The 26,324-nt window shown below is 67.8% G+C and carries 24 protein-coding genes; 8 read left to right on the forward strand and 16 right to left on the reverse strand.

Translation table 11 applies throughout. The features are described 5' to 3' along the window. Positions 1-39 precede the first annotated feature (39 nt). The 4 genes from BHQ18_RS01700 (at position 40) to BHQ18_RS01715 (ending at position 3,742) form a co-directional block, all read left to right on the forward strand. Positions 40-909 (forward strand): LLM class F420-dependent oxidoreductase, encoded by an 870-nt coding sequence (locus tag BHQ18_RS01700; RefSeq protein WP_069411821.1) that lies wholly within the window; start codon positions 40-42, stop codon positions 907-909. Positions 910-1,056: 147 nt separating this feature from the next. After that, entirely contained in the window at positions 1,057-1,842 is a 786-nt protein-coding gene (locus tag BHQ18_RS01705) for a coniferyl-alcohol dehydrogenase (protein ID WP_069411822.1), read from the forward strand. Positions 1,843-1,900: 58 nt separating this feature from the next. Further along, positions 1,901-3,109, forward strand: a complete 1,209-nt coding sequence (locus BHQ18_RS01710; protein WP_069411823.1) for a cytochrome P450 — start codon at positions 1,901-1,903, stop codon at positions 3,107-3,109. 3 nt (positions 3,110-3,112) lie between these two features. Then, positions 3,113-3,742, forward strand: coding sequence for a TetR/AcrR family transcriptional regulator (locus tag BHQ18_RS01715; RefSeq protein ID WP_069411824.1), 630 nt, complete (start codon positions 3,113-3,115; stop codon positions 3,740-3,742). Here BHQ18_RS01715 and BHQ18_RS01720 read toward each other — a convergent pair. After that, complete coding sequence (locus tag BHQ18_RS01720) at positions 3,726-5,288, reverse strand: aldehyde dehydrogenase family protein (protein ID WP_069411825.1); 1,563 nt, start codon at positions 5,286-5,288, stop codon at positions 3,726-3,728. The genes BHQ18_RS01715 and BHQ18_RS01720 overlap by 17 nt on opposite strands. Positions 5,289-5,398: 110 nt before the next feature. Between BHQ18_RS01720 and BHQ18_RS01725 the strand changes: the two genes are divergently transcribed. After that, entirely contained in the window at positions 5,399-6,613 is a 1,215-nt protein-coding gene (locus BHQ18_RS01725) for a CaiB/BaiF CoA transferase family protein (protein WP_069411826.1), read from the forward strand. 144 nt (positions 6,614-6,757) lie between these two features. Here BHQ18_RS01725 and BHQ18_RS01730 read toward each other — a convergent pair whose 3' ends face one another. Then, complete coding sequence (locus BHQ18_RS01730) at positions 6,758-8,944, reverse strand: molybdopterin-containing oxidoreductase family protein (RefSeq protein WP_084293815.1); 2,187 nt, start codon at positions 8,942-8,944, stop codon at positions 6,758-6,760. A 66-nt stretch (positions 8,945-9,010) separates the two neighbouring features. Here BHQ18_RS01730 and BHQ18_RS01735 point away from each other — a divergent pair, with 66 nt between their 5' ends. Both BHQ18_RS01735 and BHQ18_RS01740 read left to right on the forward strand, forming a co-directional pair. Further along, positions 9,011-10,156, forward strand: coding sequence for a thiolase family protein (locus tag BHQ18_RS01735; protein WP_069411827.1), 1,146 nt, complete (start codon positions 9,011-9,013; stop codon positions 10,154-10,156). Between the two features lie 89 nt (positions 10,157-10,245). After that, complete coding sequence (locus BHQ18_RS01740; RefSeq protein WP_069411828.1) at positions 10,246-11,475, forward strand: amidohydrolase family protein; 1,230 nt, start codon at positions 10,246-10,248, stop codon at positions 11,473-11,475. A 9-nt stretch (positions 11,476-11,484) separates the two neighbouring features. Here BHQ18_RS01740 and BHQ18_RS01745 read toward each other — a convergent pair whose 3' ends face one another. The 10 genes from BHQ18_RS01745 to BHQ18_RS01790 all read right to left on the reverse strand — a co-directional run bounded on the left by BHQ18_RS01745 (position 11,485) and on the right by BHQ18_RS01790 (position 21,754). Further along, complete coding sequence (locus BHQ18_RS01745) at positions 11,485-11,973, reverse strand: nuclear transport factor 2 family protein (RefSeq protein WP_069411829.1); 489 nt, start codon at positions 11,971-11,973, stop codon at positions 11,485-11,487. After that, entirely contained in the window at positions 11,970-12,980 is a 1,011-nt protein-coding gene (locus BHQ18_RS01750; RefSeq protein ID WP_069411830.1) for an NAD-dependent epimerase/dehydratase family protein, read from the reverse strand. Before BHQ18_RS01750 ends, BHQ18_RS01745 begins: the two co-directional genes overlap by 4 nt. Before the next feature lie 90 nt (positions 12,981-13,070). Beyond that, positions 13,071-14,264: an acyl-CoA dehydrogenase family protein gene (locus tag BHQ18_RS01755; protein WP_069411831.1), complete on the reverse strand. Its 1,194-nt coding sequence runs from the start codon at positions 14,262-14,264 to the stop codon at positions 13,071-13,073. Continuing rightward, positions 14,264-15,307 carry an acyl-CoA dehydrogenase family protein gene (locus BHQ18_RS01760; RefSeq protein ID WP_069411832.1) on the reverse strand — a complete coding sequence of 348 codons (1,044 nt, stop codon included), beginning with the start codon at positions 15,305-15,307 and terminating at the stop codon, positions 14,264-14,266. Before BHQ18_RS01760 ends, BHQ18_RS01755 begins: the two co-directional genes overlap by 1 nt. Beyond that, positions 15,307-16,155, reverse strand: a complete 849-nt coding sequence (locus BHQ18_RS01765) for an amidohydrolase family protein (protein WP_069411833.1) — start codon at positions 16,153-16,155, stop codon at positions 15,307-15,309. The genes BHQ18_RS01760 and BHQ18_RS01765 overlap by 1 nt, the downstream gene beginning before the upstream one ends. Continuing rightward, positions 16,152-17,765, reverse strand: coding sequence for an acyl-CoA synthetase (locus BHQ18_RS01770; RefSeq protein WP_069411834.1), 1,614 nt, complete (start codon positions 17,763-17,765; stop codon positions 16,152-16,154). Before BHQ18_RS01770 ends, BHQ18_RS01765 begins: the two co-directional genes overlap by 4 nt. Positions 17,766-17,767: 2 nt before the next feature. Beyond that, the gene (locus BHQ18_RS01775) at positions 17,768-18,961 is read right to left on the reverse strand and encodes an amidohydrolase family protein (RefSeq protein ID WP_205866026.1); all 1,194 of its coding nucleotides are present in this window, start codon (positions 18,959-18,961) and stop codon (positions 17,768-17,770) included. A 23-nt stretch (positions 18,962-18,984) separates the two neighbouring features. Further along, entirely contained in the window at positions 18,985-19,845 is an 861-nt protein-coding gene (locus BHQ18_RS01780; RefSeq protein ID WP_069411836.1) for an enoyl-CoA hydratase, read from the reverse strand. A gap of 79 nt (positions 19,846-19,924) precedes the next feature. Continuing rightward, a complete protein-coding gene (locus tag BHQ18_RS01785) occupies positions 19,925-20,932 on the reverse strand; it encodes a dihydrodipicolinate synthase family protein (RefSeq protein ID WP_069411837.1) in 1,008 nt (335 codons plus the stop codon). Between the two features lie 27 nt (positions 20,933-20,959). Next, positions 20,960-21,754: an SDR family NAD(P)-dependent oxidoreductase gene (locus tag BHQ18_RS01790; protein ID WP_069411838.1), complete on the reverse strand. Its 795-nt coding sequence runs from the start codon at positions 21,752-21,754 to the stop codon at positions 20,960-20,962. A 197-nt stretch (positions 21,755-21,951) separates the two neighbouring features. Here BHQ18_RS01790 and BHQ18_RS01795 point away from each other — a divergent pair, with 197 nt between their 5' ends. After that, positions 21,952-22,683 (forward strand): TetR/AcrR family transcriptional regulator, encoded by a 732-nt coding sequence (locus BHQ18_RS01795; RefSeq protein WP_069411839.1) that lies wholly within the window; start codon positions 21,952-21,954, stop codon positions 22,681-22,683. Between the two features lie 78 nt (positions 22,684-22,761). Here the strand turns inward: BHQ18_RS01795 and BHQ18_RS01800 are convergent, their stop codons facing one another. From BHQ18_RS01800 to BHQ18_RS01815, 4 genes are all read right to left on the reverse strand, one after another. Beyond that, positions 22,762-23,937, reverse strand: a complete 1,176-nt coding sequence (locus BHQ18_RS01800) for a thiolase family protein (RefSeq protein WP_069412002.1) — start codon at positions 23,935-23,937, stop codon at positions 22,762-22,764. Positions 23,938-24,001: 64 nt separating this feature from the next. After that, positions 24,002-24,877 (reverse strand): enoyl-CoA hydratase/isomerase family protein, encoded by an 876-nt coding sequence (locus BHQ18_RS01805; RefSeq protein WP_069411840.1) that lies wholly within the window; start codon positions 24,875-24,877, stop codon positions 24,002-24,004. 9 nt (positions 24,878-24,886) lie between these two features. Next, positions 24,887-25,654 carry a FadR/GntR family transcriptional regulator gene (locus BHQ18_RS01810; RefSeq protein WP_069411841.1) on the reverse strand — a complete coding sequence of 256 codons (768 nt, stop codon included), beginning with the start codon at positions 25,652-25,654 and terminating at the stop codon, positions 24,887-24,889. Further along, positions 25,651-26,295 carry a hotdog family protein gene (locus BHQ18_RS01815; RefSeq protein WP_069411842.1) on the reverse strand — a complete coding sequence of 215 codons (645 nt, stop codon included), beginning with the start codon at positions 26,293-26,295 and terminating at the stop codon, positions 25,651-25,653. Before BHQ18_RS01815 ends, BHQ18_RS01810 begins: the two co-directional genes overlap by 4 nt. Between the last annotated feature and the right edge of the window lie 29 nt (positions 26,296-26,324).

Here is a 26,324-nt window from a genome sequence, read left to right on the forward strand (position 1 = left end):
CGGGGAATGCGGTGCCCGTCACACCTGTTGTGCACAGGCATGCAACTCGGATACCACGTACCCATATTCGAAATCGACGGCGGAACGCCCGCGATCGCCGCTGAGCTCGCCCGTGTCGGCGAGGCCGCGGAAGCGTCCGGGGCGACCTGGTTGTCGTTCATGGACCACTTCTTCCAGATCGAACCCACCGGGCTGCCCGCGCAGGCGAACATGCTCGAGGGTTATACGTCCCTGGGCTTCATGGCCGCCCACACCTCGACGCTGCAGCTGAGCCTGCTCGTCACCGGGGTCACATACCGGCACCCCGGGCTGCTCGCCAAGACCGTGACGACGCTCGACGTGCTCTCCGGGGGACGCACATGGTTGGGCATCGGTGCGGCGTGGTTCGAGCGCGAACACGTCGGGCTCGGGGTGCCGTACCCGCCCGTCGCCGAGCGGTTCGAGCGGCTCGAGGAGGCGCTGCAGATCTGCGCGCAGATGTGGGATCCCGCCGACAACGGCCCGTACCGCGGTAAGCACTACGAGCTGGCGGAGACACTGTGTAGTCCGCAGCCGATCAGCCGACCGAAAGTGATGATCGGCGGCGGCGGTGAACGCAAGACCCTGCGCCTGGTGGCGCAGTACGGCGACGCGTGCAACCTGTTCGGCACCCCGGACGAGATCGCCCACAAACTCGAGGTACTGCGTCGGCACTGCGACACGGTCGGGCGCGACTTCGACGACATCCGCGTCACGATCCTCGACCACGACGGGCCCACGCCGGGGTCCACCGACGACTACGTCCGCAAGATGGCCGCATACGCGAAGGTCGGTGTGGACACGGTGATCGTCATGCCGCCGGGCGGTTCGCCGGCGGCGTGGATCGACGGCATCGCCGCGGTGGTTCCGCAACTGGCCGACCTCGGCTGATCGGCGCCTGATCGCTTCGTTCGCCAAATAACGTTCCCGGCCCCGATTGGCCGCGAACCACAGCCAGGAACGCTATTTCGCGACACCCGGCGCCCCGAATTGGATACTGTCGTGCTTACAGTGGGCCATTCGAAAGGAAGGGTGCAGATGACGGAGCGGCGCAGGATCGTGGTGGTCGGTGCGGGTTCGGGTATTGGGGCGGCGGTCGCGACGCATTTCCACGACCGCGGCGATCACGTGCTGGCGGTCGACGTACGCGAGATGTCGACACCCGCTTCCGAATACGCCCGCTGCGACCTGCGCGATCCGGCGAGCATCCGCGATCTGCTCGACGGAATCGGGTCCGGCTGGGACATGCTGGCACACGTCGCGGGCGTGCCCGGCACCGCACCGGCCGCCGACGTCCTCAAGGTCAACTACCTCGGCATGCGCCTGGTCGCCGAGGGCATGCTGCCGCTGCTGCGCCACGGCGGATCCATCGTCGCCGTCGCCTCCACCGCCGCGCTCGGATGGGACCAGCGCCTCGACACGCTGGCCGGACTGCTCGACCTGACCGACCCTGACGCCGTCGAGCGCTGGCAGTCCGAACAGGATCCCGACTATCCCGTGTACAGCACCTCCAAGCAGGCCGTCCTCCTCTACGCCAAGCGCCTGGCCGGCCCCGCGTGGACCAAGTACGGGGTGCGCGTCAACACGGTCAGCCCGGGCCCCGTGGAGACCCCGATCCTCACCGACTTCGAGCAGACCATGGGCAAGGACGTCCTGGACATGTGCAAGGCCACCGTCGGCCGCCACGCGTGCGTCGACGACATCGTGCCGGCGATCGCGTTCCTCGGCTCCCCGGCGGCGCAGTGGATCACCGGACAGGATCTGCAGGTCGACGCCGGGTTCATCAGCTCGATGACCGCCGGCACTCCTATCCAGCTGGTATAGACTACTGTAATCTTTACAGTAAGTAACCGCAGGACGGATCGAACGGCTGGAGATATCGGTGGAAAGCCCCGTTCAGGACGTCGCCTCCGACGAGGCGGCCGATCTGCTTCGTGACCCCTATCCCTTCTTCGCCAAGAAGCGACGCGAGACCGGCGGCGTGTTCCGCGGCAGCGTCATGGACTGGTCGCAGGCGCCGGACGCCATGCCGGAAAACCTCTACGCCGCGGTCTCATTCGATGCGGTGAACCGGGTCTTCCGCGACGGCAAGGTGTTCAACTCGCACATCTACGACAACACCATCGGGCTGTTCATCGGTCCGACGATCCTGGCCATGGAGGGCAAGAAACACTGGGACCACCGCAACCTGGTGTCCTCGGCGTTCAAGTCGAAGTCGTTGGCGCGCTGGGAACCCGAGGTGGTCCGCCCCGTGGTCACCGCGCTGATCGACGAGTTCGTCGAAGACGGGCGCGCGGACCTGGTGCGTGACTTCACCTTCGAGTTCCCGACCCGGGTCATCTCCAAGCTGCTGGGCCTGCCCGAGGACGACCTGCCGTGGTTCCGCAAGCGGGCGGTCGAACTGATCAGCTACCACGTCCGGTACAAGCGTGCGTTCGAGGCGTCCGCAGCGCTCAAGGACTACTTCCTCGACCAGATCGAACAGCGCAGATCCAAGCCGACCGAGGACATCATCGGCGATCTGGTCAGCGCCGAGATCGACGGCGAGAAACTCAGCGACGAGTCGATCTTCTCGTTCCTGCGCCTGCTGCTGCCCGCCGGCCTGGAAACCACCTACCGGTCATCGGGAAATCTCCTGTACCTGTTGCTGACCCATCGCGATCAGTTCGCCGCCGTGCAGAACGATCGGGACCTGATTCCCGCCGCCATCGAAGAGGGACTGCGCTTCGAGACGCCACTGACCACCGTGCAGCGCTATGCGACCGAGGAGACCGAACTGGAGGGCGTCACGCTCCCCCGAGGTTCGGTGATCGACGTGTGCATCGGGTCGGCGAACCGCGACGAGAACCGGTGGGAGCGGTCCGAGGAATTCGACATCTTCCGTAAACGGGTGCCCCACATTTCCTTTGCCGCCGGCGAACACACCTGCATGGGTCTGCACCTGGCCCGGATGGAGACCCGGGTCGCGGTGGAATGCCTGCTCGACCGGATCACCAACATCGAACTGATCCCCGACGACAATCCCCACATCGCGGGCCAGCCGTTCCGCTCACCCACCGCGCTGCCGGTGACCTTCGATCCCGTCGGCTGACAGGTGCCCAACCCCGCCCGTCAGCGCCGCGGCCGCGGGTCGATCAGCGCTGAGGAGATCCTCAACGGTGCAATGGAAGTCGCGGCCGAGGTGTCGATCGACCAGATGAGCATGCCGCAGCTGGCCAAACACCTCGGCGTCGGTGTCACCAGCATCTACTGGTACTTCCGGCGCAAGGACGATCTGCTCGACGCGATGACCGACCGCGCGCTGGAACGGTTCGAGTTCACCGTGCCGACGATCGCCGCGTCGAACTGGCGAGAGTCGTTGCGCGACCATGCGTTGACGATGCGTCGACGGTTCCGCGCAGACCCGATCCTGTGTGACCTGGTGCTCATCCGCGGGCAGTACGGTCACCGCGCGATGCACGGCGCGTTGCAGAAACTCGAACAACCGATCCGGGCGCTGATCGAAGCCGGGTTGAGTCCCGAACAGGCCGTCGACACCTACGGCGCGATCTCGGTGCACATCCGCGGATCGGTGGTCCTCGAACGACTCCAGGACAAGACCGAGGGCTTTCCCAAGCAGGGCACCGGCGGCAACCGCTACATCGGGTTCGCCGACGACACCGACTTCGGCTACATCCTCGACAGCATCCTCGACCACGCCGAGGACATCATCCGCGCGGCGTAGCCTCTGTCCGCGGTGCCCGGTAGGCCACCGTCTTGGCCTCCAGGTACTGCTCGAAACCTTCCACACCGCACTGTCTTCCGACACCGCTGTTCTTGAAGCCGCCGAACGGCGCGTCGGCGCCGTAGTACATACCGCCGTTGACGCCGAACGCGCCTGCGCGGATCCGTCCGGCGATCCCCATCGCGCGCTCGTGCGAGCGCGACGACACCGCACCGGCCAACCCGTAGGCGCTGTCGTTGGCGATGCGCACGGCTTCGTCGTCGTCGTCGAACGGCAGCATCACCAGCACCGGGCCGAACACCTCCTGCTGTGCGATGGCGGCGCTGTTGTCGACGCCGACGACCACTGTCGGCGCGACGTAGTGGCCGTCGGCGAGGTGGTCCGGCAGGTCCGCGACCGGGCCACCGCCCGCGACGATCTCGGCGCCGTCGTCGCGCGCCTGCGCCAGCGCGTCGAGCACCCGCTGCTTCTGTGCGGCGCTGATCACCGGTCCGACAAGGGTTTCCGGGTCGAGCGGGTCGCCGACGGGTATCGCTTGGTACGCGGCGGTGACGGTGGCGACCGCGTCGTCGAACAGCGATCGGTGTACCAGCATGCGGGTGGTGGCCGCGCACGCCTGCCCGGCGTGGACGCAGACGCCGACAGCCGAACCGAGGATCGCCGCCGGTGGTGCGTCGTCGAGCACGATCGACACCGATTTGCCGCCCAGTTCCAGGAACATCCGCTTCATGGTGTCGGCGCCGCGGCGCATCAGCTGCTTGCCGACAGCCGTCGACCCGGTGAACGAGACCATGTCGACCCGCGGGTCGGTGCCCAGCAGGCCGGCCACCTCGTTGGACGGGGTGGGCACGACATTGACCACCCCCGGCGGGATGTCGGTGCGCTCGGCGATCAACCGGCCCAGCCGGGTCGCGTTCCACGGCGTGTTCGGATCGGGTTTGAGCACAACGGTGTTCCCGGTGGCCAGGGCCGGACCGAGCTTGTTGAGGGTCACTTCGATCGGGAAGTTCGACGGGGTGATGGCCGCGACCACACCGACCGGTTCCTTGACGACGGTGCGCACGTTGCGCTCGCCGAACAGTCCGCCACCGTCGAGCGTGCGTGTCCAGTCGTAATCGAGCATGAGCCGCGCTGGGAACCGCAAAGCATCGGCCAGCGGCCAATCCAGTTGTGCGGAAGCGGTCGTCATGGCCGGGCAGCCGACCTCGGCGATCAACTCCTCGCGCAGGTCGTCGTGTTCGGCCTCGATCGCGGCCTGCAACTGGTCCAGACAGCGTGCGCGAAGGCGGCGGTCGGTGGCCCAGTCGGTGGCGTCGAAGGCGCGCCGCGCCGCGACGATGGCCCGGTCCATGTCCTCGGCACCGGCGGCCGCGGTGGCGCCGAGCAGACGACCGGTCGCGGGACTGAAGTTGTCGAACAGCTCCCCCGAAGCCGCGTCCGCGAGTTCACCGTCGATCAGCATCCGGGACTCGGCGCGTCGTCCCGCGCGGACGCCGACGTCGACGCTGGTCTCGGTCCGTTCTTGCGAATTCCTGCCGGAACCCATGCGGCCACCTCGTAGAATCGGACGTTGCGGGACGACTAACTGTAATTCTTACAGTAAGTTGATACAACACGTGGTGTCGCTGCTGCGGAGGAGCCGATTTGGTCAAGGTCATGGAGGGCGTGCGCGTTCTCGAGGTCGCCCAGTTCACGTTCGTGCCTGCGGCGGGGGCGATCCTCGCCGACTGGGGTGCCGACGTCATCAAGGTCGAGCATCCGGTGCGCGGCGACACCCAGCGCGGCTTCATCAACATGGGCGGTTTCCAACTGGACCCGAACCGGCACCCGCTGATCGAGCACCCCAACCGCGGCAAGCGCAGCATCGGCATCGACGTCTCGACACCCGAGGGTCAGGAGGTGCTCTACGAGATCGCCAAGACCGCCGATGTGTTCCTGACCAACTACATGCCCGCTCAGCGGCAGAAGAACAAGTTCGACGTCGAGCACATCCGCGCGGTGAACCCGAACATCATCTACGCACGGGGCAGCGCCTACGGCGACAAGGGACCCGAGCGCGACACCGGCGGGTTCGACGGCACCGCGTTCTGGACCCGCAGCGGCGTCGGCCACGCCCTGACCCCAGAGGAGATCGGCGGCGCACTGTCGCAGGGCATTCCGGCGTTCGGCGACTCGATCGGCGGCATGAACATCGCCGGCGGGATCTCGGCGGCGCTGTTTCACCGCGAGCGCACCGGCGAAGCCGTCGAACTCGACGTGTCGCTGCTGAGCACCGCGTGGTGGGCCGCGGGCGCGAGCGTGACCCAGGGCATGGAGACCGGCGAGACCATGCGCTCGCTGATGCCGGACGCGACCGGCCCGAGCGTGAACCCGTTCATGGCCAACTACCTGACCTCCGACGGCGGCACGATCAACCTGTGCATCGTCAGCCCGACCGGATACATCCGTGATGCGTTCGAGCATCTGGAGCTGCCGGAACTCGCCGACGACCCGCGCTTCTGCGATGTGATGCCGTTGATCGAGAACGCCGCTGCCGCAGCCGAACTGATCCGGGAGAAGATCCGCAGCAAGCCGTTCGAGTATTGGCGTCAACGGTTGAAGACGATGCGGGGCCAGTGGGCGCCGTTCCAGAGCCTGCTCGATCTCGCCACCGACGACCAGGCGCTCGCCAACGACATGGTCGTCGAGGTGGAGGCGGCCGACGGCGGCGAACCGTTCAAGGTGGTCCGCGGCCCGGTGCAGTTCAACCACGAGCCGCTGGAGACGACGCGTGCACCGCAGGCCAGCGAGCACACCGAGCTGGTGCTGATGGACATCGGGATGGACTGGGACCGCATCGAGGCGCTGAAGGACAAGGGCGCCATCGCTTGACCTCCCCTGTTGGCGCGAGCGTGCGTGTCTGCACACGAAACACCGCGCCACAACAGCATTTTGCGCACGCTGGGCGCCCCGCGAGCGTGCGCAAAGTGGCGAGGATGTGTGGCGTGTCGGCATCAGACACGCACGCTCGCGGAACTACGAAACGCGCGACACCCGGATCGGCACGCCGGTCAGCCACGCCATCCCCGACAGCGCCTCGACATCGGCGGGGTCGCTGGACGTCAGCTGGTTGACGTTCGCGCCGCCGGCGCGGTTGGCCAGCCGCCAGCCGCCAGTGCCCTTGTGGCCCCACCCGTGGGGCACCGCGACGACGCCGGGCACGAGGTCCTTCGTCGTCAGCACCGGCACGGTGATGGCGCCGTACGGTGACGCGATCCGCACCTCGTCGCCGTCGACGATGCCGTGTCCCGCCGCGTCGTCGACATGCATCAGCGCGTGCTGGCGACGGTCACCGCGCATCAGCAGCGGCGAGTTGTGCATCCACGAGTTCTCCGAGCGAGGCTCGCGCAGGCCGATCATCCGCAGCGGGTAGCCGTCGGGCAACCCGCGCACCGACAGCTTGTCGGCCTCGACGGCGATTCCCGGATGCGCCAACCGAACCCGACGCGACAGGTAGCCCACCGCGTCGCGCAGCACGCCCGTGCGAATGTGTGATGCGACCACGACGCCGTGCGGATGCCGCTCGGTCAGCCGGCGCAGCGTCAGCCCGCCGCGGCGCAGCCCGAACCTGTCTCCGCCCTCCGACATCCGCACCAACGCGTCGATCATGGCCCGGGGCGATACCTCCGACCCCAGCAGCCGCGCGAGGTGTCCAACGCCGGCGAACACCGCGAACGCCGGCACGCGACGGGCCAGCCGCACGGCCAGCTCCGCCGCGATGTCCCACTCGCCGCGCGACTCGCCCACCGGCGCCAGCACGGCCTCGGTCGCCTGACGAAACGGCGTGGCCTGGAATCCCTGAAAGGTGTACGGGAAGTCGTCGCGCTCGTACATCGTCGTGACCGGCAGGATGTAGTCGCATAGCGCGCTCGTCTCGGTGACGTAGAAGTCGAGTGCGACAGACAGCTCCAGCTCACCGAACGCGGCCTCGAGTTCCTCACCGTTGGGCACCGACAGCACGGGGTTGCCCGCCGAGACGAACATCGCCCGGATCTGGCGCTGCCCGGGCGTCGTGATCTCCTTGGCCATCAACGCGGCAGGCTCGGAACCGATCGCGCTCGGAATCCCGCCGATCCGTGAGCGTTTCCGGCGATAGGACCGCCGCATGACGGCGCCCATCGCGACGTTCTGCCATCTCTGCCCGACAGTGCGCATGGAGCTGAACACCGAACCGCCCGGGACGTCGAGATTGCCCGCGACCAGGTTCACCGCGTCGATCAGGTAGGTGGTCAGCGTGCCGTGGCTGCCGACGCACGTGCCGAGCCTTCCGTAGACGGCCGCGCGCGAAGTGGCGACCAGGTCGCGCGCCAACGTCCGGACGCTGTCGGCGTCGATCCCGGTCCGCGCCGACGTTGACTCCGGCGTGAAGGGCCGGCACAACTCCTGCAGCCAGTCCACGCCGTCCGCGATCCGTTTCACCGCGGCCACGTCCACCAGGTCGTCGGCGAACATCACCTGCAGCAGCGACAGCAGAAGCAGCGCATCGGTGTCCGGGGCGATGCCGAGCCATTCGAAGGCCGCGGCGGTTTCGCTTCGCCGAGGGTCGACGATCACCACGCGTCCGCCGCGCCTGACGATATCGTGCATGCGGTCCTTGATCCGCGGCGCGGTCAGGAAGCTACCGTGCGACACAACCGGATTGGCGCCCAGCATCACCAGTAGGTCGGTACGGGTGAGGTCCGGGATGGGCACCGACGTCGGGACCCCGTAGAGCAACTGGCTCGCGATGAGCCTGCTGTTGGTGTCCTGCGACGACGCGGTGAAGTAGTGGCCGTGGCGGCCGAGGCCCTTCACGAACAGCAGCGCCGCGAACGTGTGCGCGTAGCTGAAGGCGCCGGGATTGCCCATGTACCAGCCGACCGCACCCGAACCGCGGCGCCGCAGGATCCCTGACAGGCGGTCCGCGATGTCGGCCATCGCCTCGTCCCACGTCACCTCGTCGAAGCCGGAGGGCCCGCGGCGCAGCGGCCGCGTCACCCGGTCCGGGTCGTTGACGACCTCGGTGAACGCGATGCCCTTCTGGCAGGCGAAGCCGGCCGACAGCGGGTGATCCCTGTCGGGGCGCAGGGCCGTCAGCCGACCGTCCTCGACGGTGGCGATCATCCCGCACAGCGGCTCGCAGATCCGGCAGAACGTGGGCTTGTGCTCGGTCACCGATGCCACGCCGACTACGATACTGTAAGAGTTACAGTTACACGTCGGATCGGCGTTGACCAGAGAGGATCAGGCATGCACGACGTGGCGATCATCGGGGTCGGACTGCATCCGTTCGGCCGGTTCGAGGGCAAATCCGCGATGGAGATGGGGGTCGACGCGATCTTCGCCGCCGTCGCCGACGCCGGTGTCGAATGGAAGGACGTCCAGTTCGCCACCGGCGGCAGCTGGACCGTCGCCAACCCCGACGCGATCGTCGGCATGGTCGGGTTGTCCGGCATCCCGTTCACCAACGTGTTCAACGCCTGCGCGACGGCGGCCAGCGCCGCCAAGGCGTGCGCCGACGGAATCCGGTTGGGCGACTACGACATCGGCATCGCGATCGGGCTGGACAAGCATCCGCGCGGCGCGTTCACCGAAGACCCCGCCCTGGTCGGGATGCCGCGCTGGTACGCCGAGAACGGCCAGTACCTGACCACCCAGTTCTTCGGGATGAAAGCCAACCGCTACCTGCACGAGCACGGCATCTCCCAGCAGACGCTGGCCAAGGTGGCGGCCAAGAACTTCCGCAACGGTGCGCTGAACCCGAATGCGTTCCGCCGCAAGCCCATCCCCGAGGATCAGATCCTCAACTCGACGATGCTGAACTATCCGCTCACCCAGTACATGTTCTGCGCCCCCGACGAGGGAGCCGCGGCCGTCGTGATGTGTCGCGCCGACATCGCCGAGCGCTACACCACCAAACCGGTGTACCTGCGGGCGGTCGAGGTCCGCACCCGCAAGTACGGTGCCTACGAGGTGAACACCACGTTCGCGCCGGTCGAGGAGGACGTCGCGCCGACGGTGTACGCGGCGCGGGCCGCGTTCGAAAAGGCCGGTGTCGCACCGCAGGACGTCGACGTGATCCAGCTGCAGGACACCGACGCCGGCGCCGAGATCATCCACATGGCCGAGTGCGGCTTCTGCGCCGACGGCGACCAGGAGAGACTGCTGGCCGACGGCGCCACCGAGATCACCGGTTCGCTGCCGATCAACACCGACGGCGGGCTGATCGCCAACGGTGAGCCGATCGGCGCGTCGGGCCTGCGCCAGATCCACGAGCTGGTCCGCCAACTGCGCGGCGAAGCCGGCGACCGCCAGGTCCCCGGCGAACCGAAGGTCGGCTTCGCGCAGCTCTACGGCGCACCGGGCACCGCCGCGGCGACCATCCTGACCACCTGACCCTCCCCCGCGAGCAGACACAGAATCGCGTCAACTGCGCCGAATATGTGCGATTCTGCGTCTGCTCGCCGTAGGAAAGCGAGCCGAACATGACGCAGTTCACCGACGCGCCGATCTTCGACGCCGACCAGCACATGTACGAGACCGCCGACGCGCTGGTCAAGTATTTGCCCGAGAAGTACTCGCGGGCCGTGCAGTTCGCGCAGATCGGTCGGCATACGCGGATCGTCATCAACAACCGGGTCAACGACTTCATCCCGAACCCGACGTTCGAGCGGGTGGCCGCGCCCGGCGCCCACGAGAAGTTCTTCGCCGGCGAGAACACCGAGGGTCTGACCCTGCGCGAGATGCAGGGCCCGGCGATCGAAGCACCCGCCGCGACCCGCAATCCGGTCGACCGCATCGCCGAACTCGACCGGCAGGGCGTCGTCGAGGCACTGAACTATCCGACCCTGGCCAGCCTGATCGAGCATGCCACCGCCGACGATCCGCAGCTGAGCCTCGCCGTCATCCACGCCCTCAACCAGTGGATGGCCGAGCATTGGACCTTCAACTACGCCGACCGGATTTTCTCCACGCCGATCATCAACCTCTCCGAGGTCGACGGCGCGCAACGCGAACTGGAGTACATCCTCGACAACGGCGCCAAGGTGGCCTTGATCAAGCCGGGACCGGTGCGCGGTCTGCACGGTTGGCGGTCACCGGCGCTGCCGGAGTTCGACCCGTTCTGGCGCGACGTCGAAGCGGCCGGGCTGCCGATCGTGCTGCACGCGAGCTATCCCCCGCTCGACGACTACGTCGGACAGTGGGAGCCACCGCACACCCAGAACTTCATGGCGCAGAGCGCGTTCCGGTGGATGGTACTCGGCCACCGCGAGATCTCCGACATGATCGCCAGCCTGATCTGCCACGGCACGCTGACCCGTTTCCCGAAGCTGCGCATCGCCAGCGTCGAGAACGGCAGTTCGTGGATCGAGCCGCTGTTCAAGGACTTCGGCGACCTGTACCAGAAGATGCCGCAGAACTTTCCCGAACATCCGCATGACGTGTTCCGCCGCAACATCTGGGTCAGCCCGTTCTGGGAGGGCTGCGTGTCCGACGTCGTCGCGACGGTCGGCTGGGACAGGGTGTTGTTCGGTTCGGACTACCCCCACCCCGAGGGGCTCGCCGAGCCGAAGGGGTTCTGGAAGTACGCCGAGGGTATGGACGTGCGTCGCACCTATGACTTCATGGGCGACAACGCCCGCCGCTTCATGGGCCTGCCGATCGCCAACCCGGATCCCGACGCCGTCCGGCCGCCCGCGCTGTCGCACGCCTGACGGCGGGTTTCACTTCATCGCGCGCCGCGAGGCTCTCAAGAGAATCCTGCGCAACCGATCGGAGATGTACACCGCGACAACACCGTTGAAGATGTCCTCGCGCAGCCGGGTGAGGGTCGAGCTGGTGAAACGCCACTGCCCGTCCAGCTTCTCGTAGGTCTCGTGATAATGGCCGTAGCCGCGCAGGTTGACGCCGGGGCCGAAGCGCACCACGTCTTCGAGCGCCCACACACCGCGCGCCGTCGTCGCTGAGGTCAGCTCGATCTCGGGTGCGTGCACCTGGTGGACGGTGGCCTGATTGCGCAGGCTCTTGCGGGTGAATCCGACGAACTCGTCGGCGCCCTCGATGCGTTTACCGCCGGCCGGCGTGGTGTCGCTGACGAAGTCGTCGACGAACAGGGCGCGCCAGCCGGCCCAGTCCTTGGTGTCGAGCAGCCGGTAGTAGCGCGCCTTGAGTTGCTTGATCGCCTCGATCTCCGCGAGGTCCGTCTCGGTCACGCCGTCTTCTTCGCCTGCTCGACGTAGAACCGCGCGGCCCGTTCGAGCGACTCCGACGTCGGGCGCGGATGCCAGCCGAGCTCGCGGGTCGCCTTGCTGTGGTCGGCGGGCGCCATGATGTGCAGCAGCCGGATTCCGTTGGTGTTGATGCCGATATCGCGTCGCAGCAGCCTGGCGATCCGGTCGGCCACCCATATCGTCGCGTACACCACCGGCAACGGTATGCCGATGCGGGGCGGTTTGGCGCCGACCGCCGTCGCCGCGGTGGCCAGCATGTCGCGCATCGGCATGTAGGTCTCGGAGATGATGTACCGCTCGCCGATGCGACCGTGCTCGCCGGCGAGCAGGAACGCCTCGGCTACGTCCTCGATGCCGACGACCTCGGTGCAGACGCCCTTGATGTAGGCGGGCACCTTGCCGAATGCGGCGTACTGGACCATCAGACCCTGGTGGGGCTGCCAGTCCCCGGGCCCGTACGGGTTCGACACGCACATCGCGACGGCCGGCAGCCCGCGGTCGCGCGCATAGGACAGCACCAGTTCCTCGGCCTGGCGGCGCGACTCGATGTACGGGCCGCCCTTGTCTCCCCAGTCGAACGGCATGTCCTCGGTGACCGGGCCGCGGCCGTCGCCGAGCGCGATCGTGCCGATGGTGCTGCAGAACACGAACCGGTGCAGTCCGGCCTTCACCGCGACGTCGAGCACCCGCCGTAGGCAGTTGACGTTGGTCTCGAACAGCGGCGCCGGGTCGCGCAGGTGGAAGCGCGTGTCCACGACGCAGTAGTAGACGACGTCGCGGTCGGCCATCGCGTCCCGCAGCGCGTCCTCGTCGTAGAGGTCGCCGTAGCAGCGCTGCACGTCGAGGTCGTCGATGCCGGTCGTCGAACTGGTCGTGCGCAGGTACACCCGCACGTCGTCGCCGCGCTCGGCGAGCTTGCGGGTGACGTGTGAGCCGACGAAACCGCTCGCACCCATCACCAGCGCGCGTCGTCCGGGAGTTGCGTTCATGCCTTCTTCATAACGTCAGCCCGCCCCGAGCGTGCGCAAACTGTCGGAATTGCGCGGCGTGTCATGGGCAGACGCGCACGCCCGCCACAATCAGCCGGCCTTCTTGGCCGGCGGGGCGTAGGCCGGTTTGCCCAGCCCCAACACGTACTGCGCGATCATGTTGCGGAACACCTCGAGCGTCCCGCCGTAGATCCCGACCAGCGGGGCGAACCGGAACACGTACTCGGCCGCGCCGTCGTCGGCGGCCCCGTCGGCGCCGAGCGGCAGCGACGCCGCGGTGCCGTGGATGTCCATCAGGTCGGGCGAGATGTCGCGCATCGTCTGCGCCAGCGCGACGCGGCCGAAGATGTTCGGCGTGGCGAACGCCGCCTCCATGCGGGCGACGCTGCGGCCCAACCGGTATGCCACCGAGCCGTCGTCGAGCGGTCGGCGGCCGCTCGGATCGGGCCGGCTCAGATCGGCGGCGGCCCGGTCGACCGCGGCGGCCATCGTATTGGCCTGGTGCATCATGATCGCGACGTCCTGCAGACCGTCGGCGGCGGCCTCGACCGCGCCGTGTTCGGCGTTCAGCGGTTCGCGCACCACCGTCCACCCGTCGTTCACCTCGCCGAGCCGGTACTTGTCGTCGACGCGGACGTCTGTGTAGTAGACGATGTTGGTGCGGTCCCCGTCGACTGTGCGGATACCCTGGATATCGATACCCGGCGAGTCGAGCGGCACCAGAAACATGGTCAGGCTCTTGTGTTTCGGCGCTTCGGGGTCGGTGTTGGTGATCAGGAAGACGTACTGGCAGTTGTGTGCGCCGGTGGTGAACATCTTCGAACCGTTGATCACCCAGCCGTCGCCGTCGCGCACCGCCCTGGTCTTGCAGGTCGCCACGTCGGAGCCGCCCTCGGGCTCGGTGTAGCCCAGACACAGCCGGACCTCGCCGCTGTACACCCGCGGCATCACCTCGGCCTTGAGCTCGGGTGAGCCGAACTTGGCCACCGACCGGGCGATCATCGCGGTGGTGCCGAACGTCACCCACGGCACGTGGGCGCGCCGCTTCTCCAGCTCCCAGATACGGCGGCGCACCCGGTTGAATCCGCCCTCGGACTCCGGTTTCCATTCGCGGGCAAGGTAACCGGCGCGGCCCAGCGCCAGATGCACACCCTCGTCGAAGTTGTCGCCGGTCTCCCGGTCGCGGCGCAGCACGTCCTCGGTGACGACCTCCTTGAGGAACGCGCGCGACTCCTCGAGGAACGCCCGGTCCTCGTCGGACAGCTCGATGCGTGAGAAGTCCATCAGTTCACTCCGCTCTCGCGTGCCGCGACGATCTCCGCGATGTACTTCGCGCTGGCGCCCGGGTCTCCCCCGGCCAGCGCCCAGCCGCGTGCCCGCACCAGATACGCGCTGGCGGCCGCCTCGGCCGAGACCCCGAGCCCACCCTGCACGTGCACCGCCATGGTGGCGGCCATGGCCGCTTCCTCGGCCATGAACACGAACGCCGACGGCGCCAGTTCGCGGCGCTCGTCGGGCTCGTTGTCGAGGAACCACGCGGCGCGGCGGGCCAGGTTCCGCCCGCCCTGCACGGTGATCGCGATGTTGGCCAGCGGATGCGAGATCGCCTGCAGTGTCGAGATCGGCACGCCGAGCGTGTAGCGGCTCTTGGCGAACTCCGCGGCGATCGTCATCGTCTCCTCGACCAGCCCGGTCAGCGCCGCAGCGCTCAGGACCCGCCATTCGTCCAGTGCGCGTTGGAATTCGGCCAGCGCGTCGGCACCCGACGCCAGCACCGTGCGGCTGTCGGCGGCGGCGGGGTCGATCCACGCCATCGGCAGCTTGCCGATGTTGTCGACCTTCGCCGGGCGGGTCGCGAACGTGAGCTTGACGATCTGCTCGCCGTCACGCACGACGACGTGGTCGGCCACCGATCCGCTGGGCACCAGCCGCCTACCGGCGAGGCTGTCGTGCTGCGGGTCCAGGCCGACGATCTGGGTGCCGTTGACGATCTCGGGGTCGGCGGCGCCGAGCCTGCCGAGCAGGCGTGCGGCGCACACGTGGTCGATCCACGGCACCGGGGCCAGCGAGCGGCCGATCTCCTCGGCGACCAGCGTCAGATCGACCAGCGTCGCGCCGTCGCCGCCGACGTCGTCGGGCAGCGCCATCGTGGTCGCTCCCATCGTGCACAGGCGCTCCCACAGGCTCTTGTCGAAGCCGGACGCCTCTGCGGCGCGCACGGTTTCGATCGAGCAGTGCGTCTTGAAGAAGTCCTTGTACGCCGCCTGCAGCGCCTGGTGGTCCTCGGACAGGCTGTAGTCGAGCCTGCGCAGTTCGTAGCGGTCCATCACTGCTCCTGGTCGTCGGTGCCGAAGAAGAAGTCGTTGGCGTTGTTGAAGAGGTAGTTGTCGAGCACATCTGCGGGCAAGTCCAACGCCAATGCTTCGGGCACCACGCGGCTCTGCCGCAGCACCGGCCAGTCCGAGGCGAAGATCACCTTGGTCTTCCCGCGGGTGCGCATGAAGTGCAACAGGCTGTCGGGCAGGCGTTTCGGCGACCACGCCGACGTCATCAACCGCAGGTTGGCGTACTTGATCAGCAGCCGGATCGCGACGTCCCACCACGGGTCGGCGCCGTGGATCATGCACAGCTTCAGTTCGGGGAACCGCACACACACCCGGTCCAGGTGGATCGGGTTCTGCACCTCGCCGGGGATCGGCGGGCCGGGCAGTCCGGTGTTGACGCACAGCGGCAGACCGAGTTCGGCGCACTTGGTGTAGAGCGGGTAGTACACCGCGTCGCTGGGCGGATACTGCCCGTCGCCCCAGAAGCTCGGCCCCACAGCGGCGTACGCCACCGGTAGATCGGCCACGACCGCGGCGAGGTCGCGCAGCGACGGGATCGGGCGCAGCAGGTTCACGCCGCCGATGGCGAGCGCGAACTTGTCCGGACGCTCCTCGACGAACTTGCGGGCAGTCACCGACGGCTTGACGAGATTGTCCATCAGGATGGCCTTCTCGACGCCGTGCTCGGCCATCTCGTCGAGCAGTTCGGGCAGCTCGACCTGGTCGTAGAGTGACTTGCGTCCCTTGAAGTAGTCGTCGCGAACCTTGAGCATGAACTCGGGTTGCTTGGCCGTTTCACCGAAGTGGACGTTGACCAGACAGTCAATGGCCCGGTTGGCCCGGTGACTCATGCGGTCACCTGTTGCGCGGCGGCGGCTTTGGCCCAGCGGTAGTCCGGTTTGCCGTTGCCGAGACGACGGACCTGTTCGACGATGATGAACTCCTTCGGGGTCTTGAACCTCGCGAGCGTGGCCGTGCAGTGGGCGTGCAGCGGTTCGTGGCCGACCTGTGGCCCGTCGTGCAGCGACACCAGCGCGACGACCTCTTCGCCCCACCGCTCGCTCGGCCGCCCGACCACCAGCGCGTCGGCGACAGCGGGATGGGTGCGCAGCACTTCTTCGACCTCTTCGACGAAGACCTTCTCCCCGCCCGTGTTGACGACGAGCGAGTCGCGGCCGTACAGCTGCAGGGTGCCGTCGGGGGCCAGCGATCCGCGGTCGCCGGAGATCACCACCCGCTGGCCGTCGACGACCGGGAATGTCCGGCGGGTCGCGGCCTCGTCGTCGAAGTAGCCCAGCGGGATCCGTCCGCCGCGCGCGACGAACCCGATCTCGTCCTCGCCGGGGCGCAGGAACCGGGTGTAGTCCTCGGAGAGCACCAGCGCGCCCTCGCGCAGTTCGAAGGTCTCCTTGCGGTCGCCGCGCTGGCTGCGGCCGAACCCCACATTGCCGGTCTCCGACGAACCGTAACCGTTGATCAACGTGATCTGCGGCAGCAGATCCAGCAGCGCGCGTTGGTGTTTCGGGTTGGTCGCCGCCCCGCCGGTCCCGATCGCGAACAGCGAAGACAGGTCGTAGTCGCCGGCGCGCAACTCCTGCACCAGCGGGCCCGCGTACGCGTCACCGACCATCGTCATCAGGCCGACCTTGTGGTGCTGCGCGGTTTCGAGCACCGCACGGGGGTCGAACTTCGTGCGGTCGTAGAGGATCACCGGGATACCGTTGAGCAGCGCGGCGAACGCGGTCCACATGCCGGCGGCGTGCATCAGCGGGGACACCGCGAACCACGGCGCTCCGGCGTGGGTGACCTTGGCGTGGATCTCGTCGACCGAGTCGTGGTCGGCGCCGTTCATCGAGATGACGTAGGTGTCGCTCTGGCGCCACATGACCCCCTTGGGCCGCCCGGTGGTGCCACCCGTGCACACCATCATCACGTCGTCGGGCGTGGCGGCGATGTCGCGGTCGCCATCCACCTGTGCCAGTGCGTCGTCCAGCGTCGTCGCGCCGGTGAGCTGCGGTACGCAGACGTCGTCGTCGATCGAGATCATCAGGTCCGCGGTCGCCGGCGGCAGCACGTCGGCGAACTTCGGGCCGAACGAGCGGTGGTAGATCACCGCGCGCGGACGCAGGTAGTCGAACAGCTCGGCGACCTCGCGCGGGGTGTAGTTGTAGTTCACGTTGACCGGTACCGTGCGCGCCTTGAGGCACCCGATCACCATGTCCGGGTACAGGTCGTTGTGCATCAGCAGCGCGACGCGGTCCTGCCCGCACTCCCAGTTCTGCAGATCCGCGCGTTCCCGGTGCGCGCCGAACCCCTGACCGGCCAGGAAGTTCGCGAGCCGGCGGGTGCGCTCCGCGGACTCGCCGAACGTGCTGCGCCGGTCACCGCAGACCGTCATCAACCGGTCCGGCGCGGCCTGCGCGATCGCGTCGAGAACCGCCCCGATCGTCCACTCACCCATGGTCAGGCGCTGGCCGTCACGTGCGCGCCCAGCAACTGGAACGCGTTGTCGCGCATCACCTTTCGGGTGTCCTCGGCGCTGAACTCGGGGAACTGCGGGATGTCGGCGGTGAACGCCATCGGATCGGCCAGGCCCTCACCGTGCGGCCAGTCCGAGCCGAACAGGATCTTGTCCACGCCGATGGTCTCGGCGAGCAGTTTCACGTCGTCCTCGTAGTACGGCGCGATCCAGACGTTGTTGCGCAACTGCTCGACGGGGTCTTCCTTGAAGTGGTACGGCGCGGTGTTGGCCGCCTTCTTCAAGCGCTTGATCAGCCGGTAGACGAAGTAGGAACCGTTCTCGATGCTGGCCACCTTCAGCGTCGGGTGCCGGGTGAACACCTGGTGGACGATCATCGAGGCCATCGTGTCGTGGATGGCGCGGTCGTCGAGCAGCACCTGGTCGAGCGGATCCTTCTTGCCGAAACCCTCGAATGTCGCCTTGCCGCCCCACAGCGCCGCGATCGCGAGGTAGCCGCTGTCGGACAGGTGGAAGATCACCGGGACGCCCGCTTCGGCCAGCCGAGCCCACACCGGGTCGTGCAGCGGGTCGCCCAGCGAGCGGGGTTTGACCAGACCGGGCACCGGCGCCGGTCGCACACACACCGTCTTGGCGCCGCGGCCGAGCACGAATTCCACTTCCTCGACGGCCTTTTCGGGGTCAGCCAGCGAGATGATCGGCGCGGAGATGAAGCGGTGGTCGGGCCGGTCGAAACCCCAGTCCTCGTCGAGCCAGAGGTTGAACGCGTGGACCGAGGCCATCGTCGCCTCGATGTCGTGTTTGAGCGCCTCCTCCACGCCGCACGCGAACGTCGGCAGCATGAACACCGTTTCGAGGTTCTGCTTGTCGAGGATCTTCACGCGGGCGTCGCGGTTCTGGTACTCGGGGTGGTCGGCCAGCCGGTCCACCTTCATCAGCGACGCCGGGTCGACACCTTCGGGGATCTCGCCGCGGAACAACAGATCCAGGCAGCCCGGTTCGATGATCGGGTCGAACGTCGGGTTCGGGATGAAGTGGTTGACCACGCCGCCCATCACGGCGAAGGTGCGTTTGCCCTCGGTGAGCATCTGCACCCCGCGGCGCTTGAACTCCTTGGGCAGATGCCGGGTGAACGCGTCCAGCGGCTCGTAGTAGTGGTTGTCGACGTCGATGGCCATGTAGTCCAGGGGCTGTGGTGCGCTCACGACGCATCCTCCTTCTCGGGTTCCAGTGGCGGGAAGTTCGGCGGTCGCTTCTCGAAGAAGCTCGTGATGCCCTCGATGAAGTCGGGTCGCGTCATCGACTCGTGCATCAGCTTTTCCGCGCGGTCGCTGGCTTCGAAGACGCTGCGCATGGAATCTGCGTACACCTGTTGCTTGATCACCGCCAGGGAATTGGGTGCACAGTTGGCGGCGATGTCGCCGGCGTAGGCGAGCGTGTGCGGCAGCAGCTCCTCAGGTGCGAGCACCTTGTTGACCACGCCCAGGCCGGCGGCTTCGTCGGCGAGGAACACCCGGCCCGACAGCAGCAGGTCGGTGGCCACCCCGGTGCCGACGACCCGCGGCAGCAGCCAGGAGATGCCGTATTCGGCGATCAGTCCGCGCCGGGCGAAGGACGTGGTGAACTTGGCGCCGTCGGCGGCGAACCGCACGTCGCAGGCCAGCGCGAGCGTCAGGCCCATTCCCGCGCAGGCACCGTTGATCGCGGCGATGACCGGTTTGCGCACGCCCATCAGGAAATGCGGATGCCGCTCGCCGACCAGATGGCCGACGTCGGTGCCGGCGGCGGCGTCGACGGTGGTGGCGCTGATCGAGCTGAGGTCGCCCATGTCGGCGCCGGCACAGAAGGCGCGTCCGCTCCCGGTGACGACGATGACCCGCACGTCGGGGTCGGCCGCGGCGTCGTCCATGAACCCGAAGAAGGCCGAGGCCAGTCCACCGCCCCAGCCGTTCATCCGGTCCGGGCGGTTGAGGGTGAGCAGGGCGACCCCGGTGTCGAACACCTCGTAGCGGACCGGCGCGGCGACTTGCTCAGGAGCGCTCACCCAGCAGTCCTCCTCCATGCGGCGCGAGCTTGGTGAATGCTCATACTGTACACCTATCGGTAGCGCCTTCCGCAACCGTCGGCGAGGCCTGCGACGCTCACGCGTCGACGAGCCCGAAGCGCTTGTACGCGGCCGCAATCTGCGTCTTTGCCTCGGCGGGCAGCTGCGCCTGCGGTGGCCGCGAATGCGGATAGGAACCGATCGGCAGCCCGAGCACCGACGCCGCGTACTTGAACGCGCCACCCCAGTGCGTGAAGTAGTCGGGCCGCCCGGGATAGCAGGTGAACCACGACCCCATGTCGAGGTCGAACTGGTCGAGCCCGGACTCGCGCGCGAAGTCCATCGCCTCGACGAGGCGGTCGGTCACGATCAGCTCCCAGTACTCGCTGAACACCCGCCGCTGCGGGGTCTCGAACAGGTAGCCGGCGGTGCCGAGCTGCGCGGGGCAGACGATGCCGTCGCGCAGCCAGCCGGCGCGGTAGACGGTCTTGTCGCATTCCCACACCGCAAGCCGCGGCGCCAGCTCGTGCAGCATCCGGCTGGCCATCGGCCGGAACGCGCCCTCCTTCGTCGCGCAGACCGCCGGGATCTCGTCGTAGATCCGCGCGCTTTCGGCCGGGGTGAGCACGTAGCCCGACGACGGCGAGTTGAACATGCCCAGCGCGATGTCGGTGCGCTCGGCGACGTAGCGGAAGAAGTCCAGCACCCCCTGCCCGCCGTGCGCCTCCATCATCGGGGTCTGGATGTAGACGATGTCGGCGCCGGCCTCCTGCGCGTGGCGGGTGAGTTCGAGGCAGTCCTTGGCCGCGGTCGCCGCGGTGCAGGCCTGCACGACGACGTCAGGATTGGCCGCGCGGCCTTCCTCGATCGCGATCTCCAGCAACCGTTTTCGTTCGTCGATGGTCAGGGACCAGAATTCGGCGATGCCGCTGGTGCACCACAGCAGGGAATGACTCAACTCGCCGACGCAGTATCGCACCAGTGCGCGGTAGGCATCCCAGTCGATGTCGTCGCCGTCGCGACCGCTGAACGGGGTGTAGAGCGAATCGCCGATCCCCCGCAGGTGTTCGCGCGCCCAGTCCCTGGCGTCCTTGGCAGTTGCCACGATGGTCTCCTCGGGTTTAGTTGTGGCTCAGGTGAAGTCGCTGCCGCCATCGACGTTGACGTTCGCTCCGGTCATGTAGGAGTTGCGCCGCGAGGCGAGAAAGGCGACGACGGGGCCGATCTCGTCGGGCAGTCCGGCGCGCGGCAGGTGAGCCGGGTGTCGGAAGTGCTCGTCGATGGCGGACATGAGCGCGTACGGGTCGGAGCCGTCGACTCCCACCGATTCGGCCCAGCCGAGAAGGGCTTCGGAGGCGATGCTGCCCGGTGAGACGACGTTGACCATGATCTCGTCGGGGGCCAGCAGCAGCGACAGGTTCTTGGACACGCTCGTCAGCGCCGCCTTCGCGGCGGTGTAGGCCGGCAGGATCACGCTCTGGCGCTGAGTGGAGTGCGCCGAGAAGTTCACGATGCGGGCCCACTGGGCGGCGCGCAGCAGGGGCAGCGCGGAGCGCACGCAGTGCACCATGCCCATCACGCCGCCGTCGAACGCGATGCGCCACCGCTCGTCGGTCAACTCCTCGAACGTGCCGACGGCGTCGGGGCCCACCGCGTTGATCAGGATGTTGAGCTCACCCCAGCGTTCGGTGAGTTCGTCGAAGACACGCTGCGCCTGCGCGGCGTCGGTGGTGTCGGCGACCAGGCCGAGCGCGTCGGGGCTGCCGAGTTCGGTCAGCGCGGTGGCCGCGTCGGCGACGACGCCCGCGGTGCGCCCGACCACCGCGACGCGGGCCCCGTCCTGGGCCAGGCACCGCGCCGTCGCGAACCCCATGCCGCGTCCACCGCCGACCACCACGGCGGTCGCGTCCTTCAAGCCGAGATCCATATCGCCTTCCGCCCGCAGAATGCCTGGAAAACCTTACTATAGGACTTACAGTAGAAGGCGGGATCGACCGGGAAAGGCCGCGACCGAATGCCTGCCGGTATGGTTGACGGGATCGGCTGAGCCGCGGCACATCTGCATAGGCGCAGATCAGCCGCGGCGGCCGCGAGATTCTGGTCCACCCACCCGATGGAGGTGTCATGGCGAGGCAGGCCACCGCCGAGAAGCGTCAGCGACGCGAGCGCGGGTCCATCAATCCCGACGACATCATCAAGGGCGCGTTCGAACTCGCCGAGCAGGTCGGCATCGACAACCTGTCCATGCCGCTTCTGGGCAAGCACCTCGGCGTCGGCGTGACGAGCATCTACTGGTACTTCCGCAAGAAGGACGATCTGCTCAACGCGATGACCGACCGCGCGCTGCGGCAGTACGTGTTCGCCACCCCCTACGTCGAGGCCAAGGACTGGCGCGAGACGCTGCGCAACCATGCGCGCACGATGCGAAAAACGTTCATGGGCAACCCGATCCTGTGCGATCTGATCCTCATCCGGTCGGCGCTGAGTCCCCGGGTGGCCAAGCTGGGCGTGCAGGAGGTGGAGAAGGCCATCGCCGGTCTGGTCGAGGCGGGTCTGTCCGCCGAGGACGCGTTCGACACCTACTCCGCGGTGTCGGTACACGTGCGCGGATCGGTGGTGCTGCACCGGCTGCGGGAGAAGAACCGGATGGCCACCGAGGGGCCGAGCGACATCGAGGAGACGATGAGCATCGACGCCGACAGCACCCCGCTGCTGGCGCTGGTCACCGAGAAGGGCCATCACATCGGGGCGGCCGACGACAAGAACTTCGAGTTCGGCCTGGAATGCATCCTCGACCACGCCGGCCGGCTGATCGACGAGGCCGGCAAGGCCAGGAAACCGGCCCGCAAACGCTGACTGTTCCACCGCGAGCAGACGCAAACTGCCCCAAAAAGTGCGGCGAGTAGGGCATTTTGCGTCTGCTCGGCGAGGAAACTAGACCTCGATGACGACCGCGCCGCCCTGGCCGCCGCCGGCGCACATGGCCGCGACGCCGATGCCGCCGCCGCGCCGCTGCAGTTCGTAGACCAGCGTGGTGACCATCCGCGCACCCGAGGCCGCGATCGGATGCCCGAGGCTGCAGCCGCTTCCGGAGAAATTCACCAGCTCCTCGTCGATCCCGAACTCCCGGCACGCCGCGATCGGCACCGACGCGAACGCCTCGTTGATCTCCCACAGCGCCACATCAGAGGCCTTGAGGCCGGCGCGGTCGAGCACCTTGCCGATCGCCTTGACCGCACCCAGGCCGCAGTCGCGCGGCGGCACACCCGCGGCGGCCCAGGCCTTCACGGTCGCCATCTTGGTCAGGCCGTGGGCCTCGGCGTAGCCGGCCTCGACGAGCGCCACCGCGGCTGCCGCGTCGTTGGTGCCGCTGCTGTTGCCCGCGGTGATCGAGAACCCCTCGATCTCGGGGTGCAGCGGCTTGAGTCCGGCCAGCTTCTCGGCGGTGGTGTCGCGACGGGGATGCTCGTCGACGCTGAACTCGGTGACCGAGCCGTCGAACTGCTGCACCTTCAGCGGCACGATCTCGTCGAGGAACTTGCCCGCGTCGATCGCGGCGATCGCGCGCTGGTGCGAGCGCGCCGCCCACGCGTCCATCTCCTCACGGGTGATGCCGACCGCCTGCGCGGTGTTCCACCCGACCGTGATCGACATGTCGCGTGTCGGCGCGTCCGGGGTTTCGACGTGGGTGGGCGGCATCCACTTCTCCTCGAACTTCAGTTCGGGACCGGGGATGCGCCAGTTGACCAGCGGGGTCATCGACAGCGACTGCACACCGCCGGCGATCAGCACCCGCTCCATACCGGAGCCGATCTGCGCCGACGCGTTGCCGATCGCGGTCAGGCTGCCCGCGCAGTGCCGGTTGACCGCCTGGCCCGGAACGTCCTGCAGCCCGGTGGCGTCGGCCGCGTATCGCGCGAGATCGCCGCCGCCGTAATTGGATTCGGCGAAGATCAGATCGTCGATGTCCTTGGGATCGACCCCGGAGCGACGGATCACCTCCGGGAGGACGGTCGTGATCAGGGTCTCCGGCGGAGTGTTGACCAGCGTCCCCTTGAAGGAACGGCCGATCGCGGTCCTGGCGGCACCGACGATGACGGGTGTGGGCATGTTCTCCACCTCGGGCTTCGACATTAAAGACGTTACAAAACTAGCAGATAATGTAGCTGCGGACCTACTCCGGCTCGGGGACGTGAAAGTGCTCGTCACGCAGCCGGAACGCCTCCTTGGTGCCGTGCTGCGCGCGGGTCTTGACGAAGTTGAACTCCCCCTCGGCGAACTGCAGGTTCGTCCCGTAGGCGTGGAACAGATAGCTTGCGACCTCTTCCCCTTGGTAGGCCTGACTCTGCTCGACGAGCCGGAACGCCTCCTTGGCGATCACGACGCCGTCGGCGGGCATCTTGGCCGCCTTCTCGGCCCAGTACCGGGCCCTGGCCTGCACCCGGTCGGCCTCACAGGTCTCGGTGAACACGCCGAGGTGTTCGACCTCGGCGGCTTCGATGATGTCGCCGGTCAGCAGCAACCGCCGTGCGAGCACCGGACCGAGCCGGTGGAAGAACATGTGCAGGCTGCCCAGAGCGGGCCCGAGGAACCGGGTCGCAGGCATGCCGATCCTGGTGGTGCGGCCGATGACGGAGATGTCGGTCATCAGCGCCATCTCGAACCCGCCGCCCAGCGCGTACCCGTTGATCTCGCCCACGGTGACCTTCGGGAAGCCCATGAAGTTGTGATAGAAGCCGAACGACTTGCGGTCCACGGTCAACCGACGGCGTTGACTCGGGCGCCGCTTGGCCTGCGCCGAGCGCTCGTCGCCGTACCAGCCGTAGGCGTTGTTCATGTCCGCGCCGGTGCTGAAAACCCCCTCGGCACCGCGCAGCAGCACCACGGTGATGTCGTCGTCCTCGGCGACCTGGTCCAGATAGCGCCCGACGGTTTCGCGCATGGCCGCGTCGTAGGAGTTGCGCTGCGCGGGGTTGTTGAACGTGATGGTCGCGATCCGCTTGTCGCGGTCGACGTCGTAGAGCACGCGGTCATCGGCAGATGTGGTCATCTGGTGTCCTCACGGGGCTTGGGAGATGAGTTTGGCCTCAATGGTTTTGTCCGTTCCGGCGGCCAACGTGTTGCGCCGGGCCGCCGCGAGGTGGTCGGTGGCCAACCGGACCGCGCGTGCCTCGTTGCCGTCGCGGATCGCCTCGAGCAGCCGCTGGTGGTCGCGCAGCGCGGCGCGCATGGTCTTGTCGTTCATCGGGTCGCCGCCGGTCTCGTCGCCCCACACCGACGACTCGTGGGCCGACCAGATCAGTTCCAGGGAGCCGATCAGCAGGATCATCGGTTCGTTCCCGCAGCGCGAGACGACGGCCTCGTGGAAGCGACGCGCGTTGGGCACGTACTGCGCGTGATCGGCGAGATGGGCGGTCTGGCGCTCGATCTCCTTTTCCAGGTAGGGAACGACCTCGGTCATCCGGTCGGGTCTGGCCGCACACATGCCCGCACAGATCGGTTCGAGGTGAAGCAGCGCCCCGCTGACGTCCGCCGGTGTCGCCGAACGCGACTGCAGCACCATCGAGATCATGTGTGCGGTGCGGTCGGCCGACGGCTGGTGCACGACGGCGCCGCCCATGTTCCCGCGGCGCACCGAGATCAGCCCGTCGGATTCCAGGATGTGGATTGCCTCGCGCAAAGCCGGTGGGCTGACGCCGAACTCGGCGAGCAGACCGTCCTGCGGCGGCAGCACGTCACCCTCCTTGAGACGCCCGGACAGGATGTCGTCGCGCAGCCTGGCGGCGACGATCTCGGCGACCCGCGGTTGACGGATCCGCTGAGTCATGTGACGCGGCGCTTCCCGAACGCGAAGACCGACAGCTTGTCCGGTGAGGACGCCTTGGTGCTGAACTCGCCGGTGCACAGCACCTCGTCGCCGAGCAGCAGCCGCGCCGTCGAGTTGACCAGGCCGTCGTTCTCGACCCGCCGCACGTCGAAGCGAAGCTCGGTCAGGATCGGTGTGGGCCTGCGGAACGTCACCGTCAAGGCCCTGGTCTTCCCGGTACGCCCGATCGCACAGCTCTGATGCTGAGTCACACAGTCGAAGAACACCGCGAGGTATCCACCGTTGACGAGGCCGGGGGGACCTTCGAACAGGACGGGGAAGGTGACCCGCCCGAACGCCTCGTCCTCGCCCAGCTCGTCGAACGTGTACTCGGGGAAGGCCGGGTTGTAAGCCCCGATGTCGAACGCGTGGTCGAGATAGATCCGCTGGGTGTCCTTGGCGTCCGACCCGATTCGCGGCGACGGATCGGGTGGTGCGGCGGCGGACAGCTCGCGCTCCCACGCCTCGATCTGCGCGAGCATTGCGTCGACGGTCGGATGTTCGTGCTCCAGTGACAGCAGCAACCCGCTCAGTCGCCGGATGGCGCCCGCCGCGGCGACGGTCTGGGCGAGCGGTTGCTCACCGTAGGTGCGCTTGGCCACCGCGGCCCCTTCCGTCGAGCAAGCTGTCT

This window comes from Mycolicibacterium flavescens (genome assembly GCF_001722335.1).
Taxonomy (GTDB): domain Bacteria; phylum Actinomycetota; class Actinomycetes; order Mycobacteriales; family Mycobacteriaceae; genus Mycobacterium; species Mycobacterium flavescens.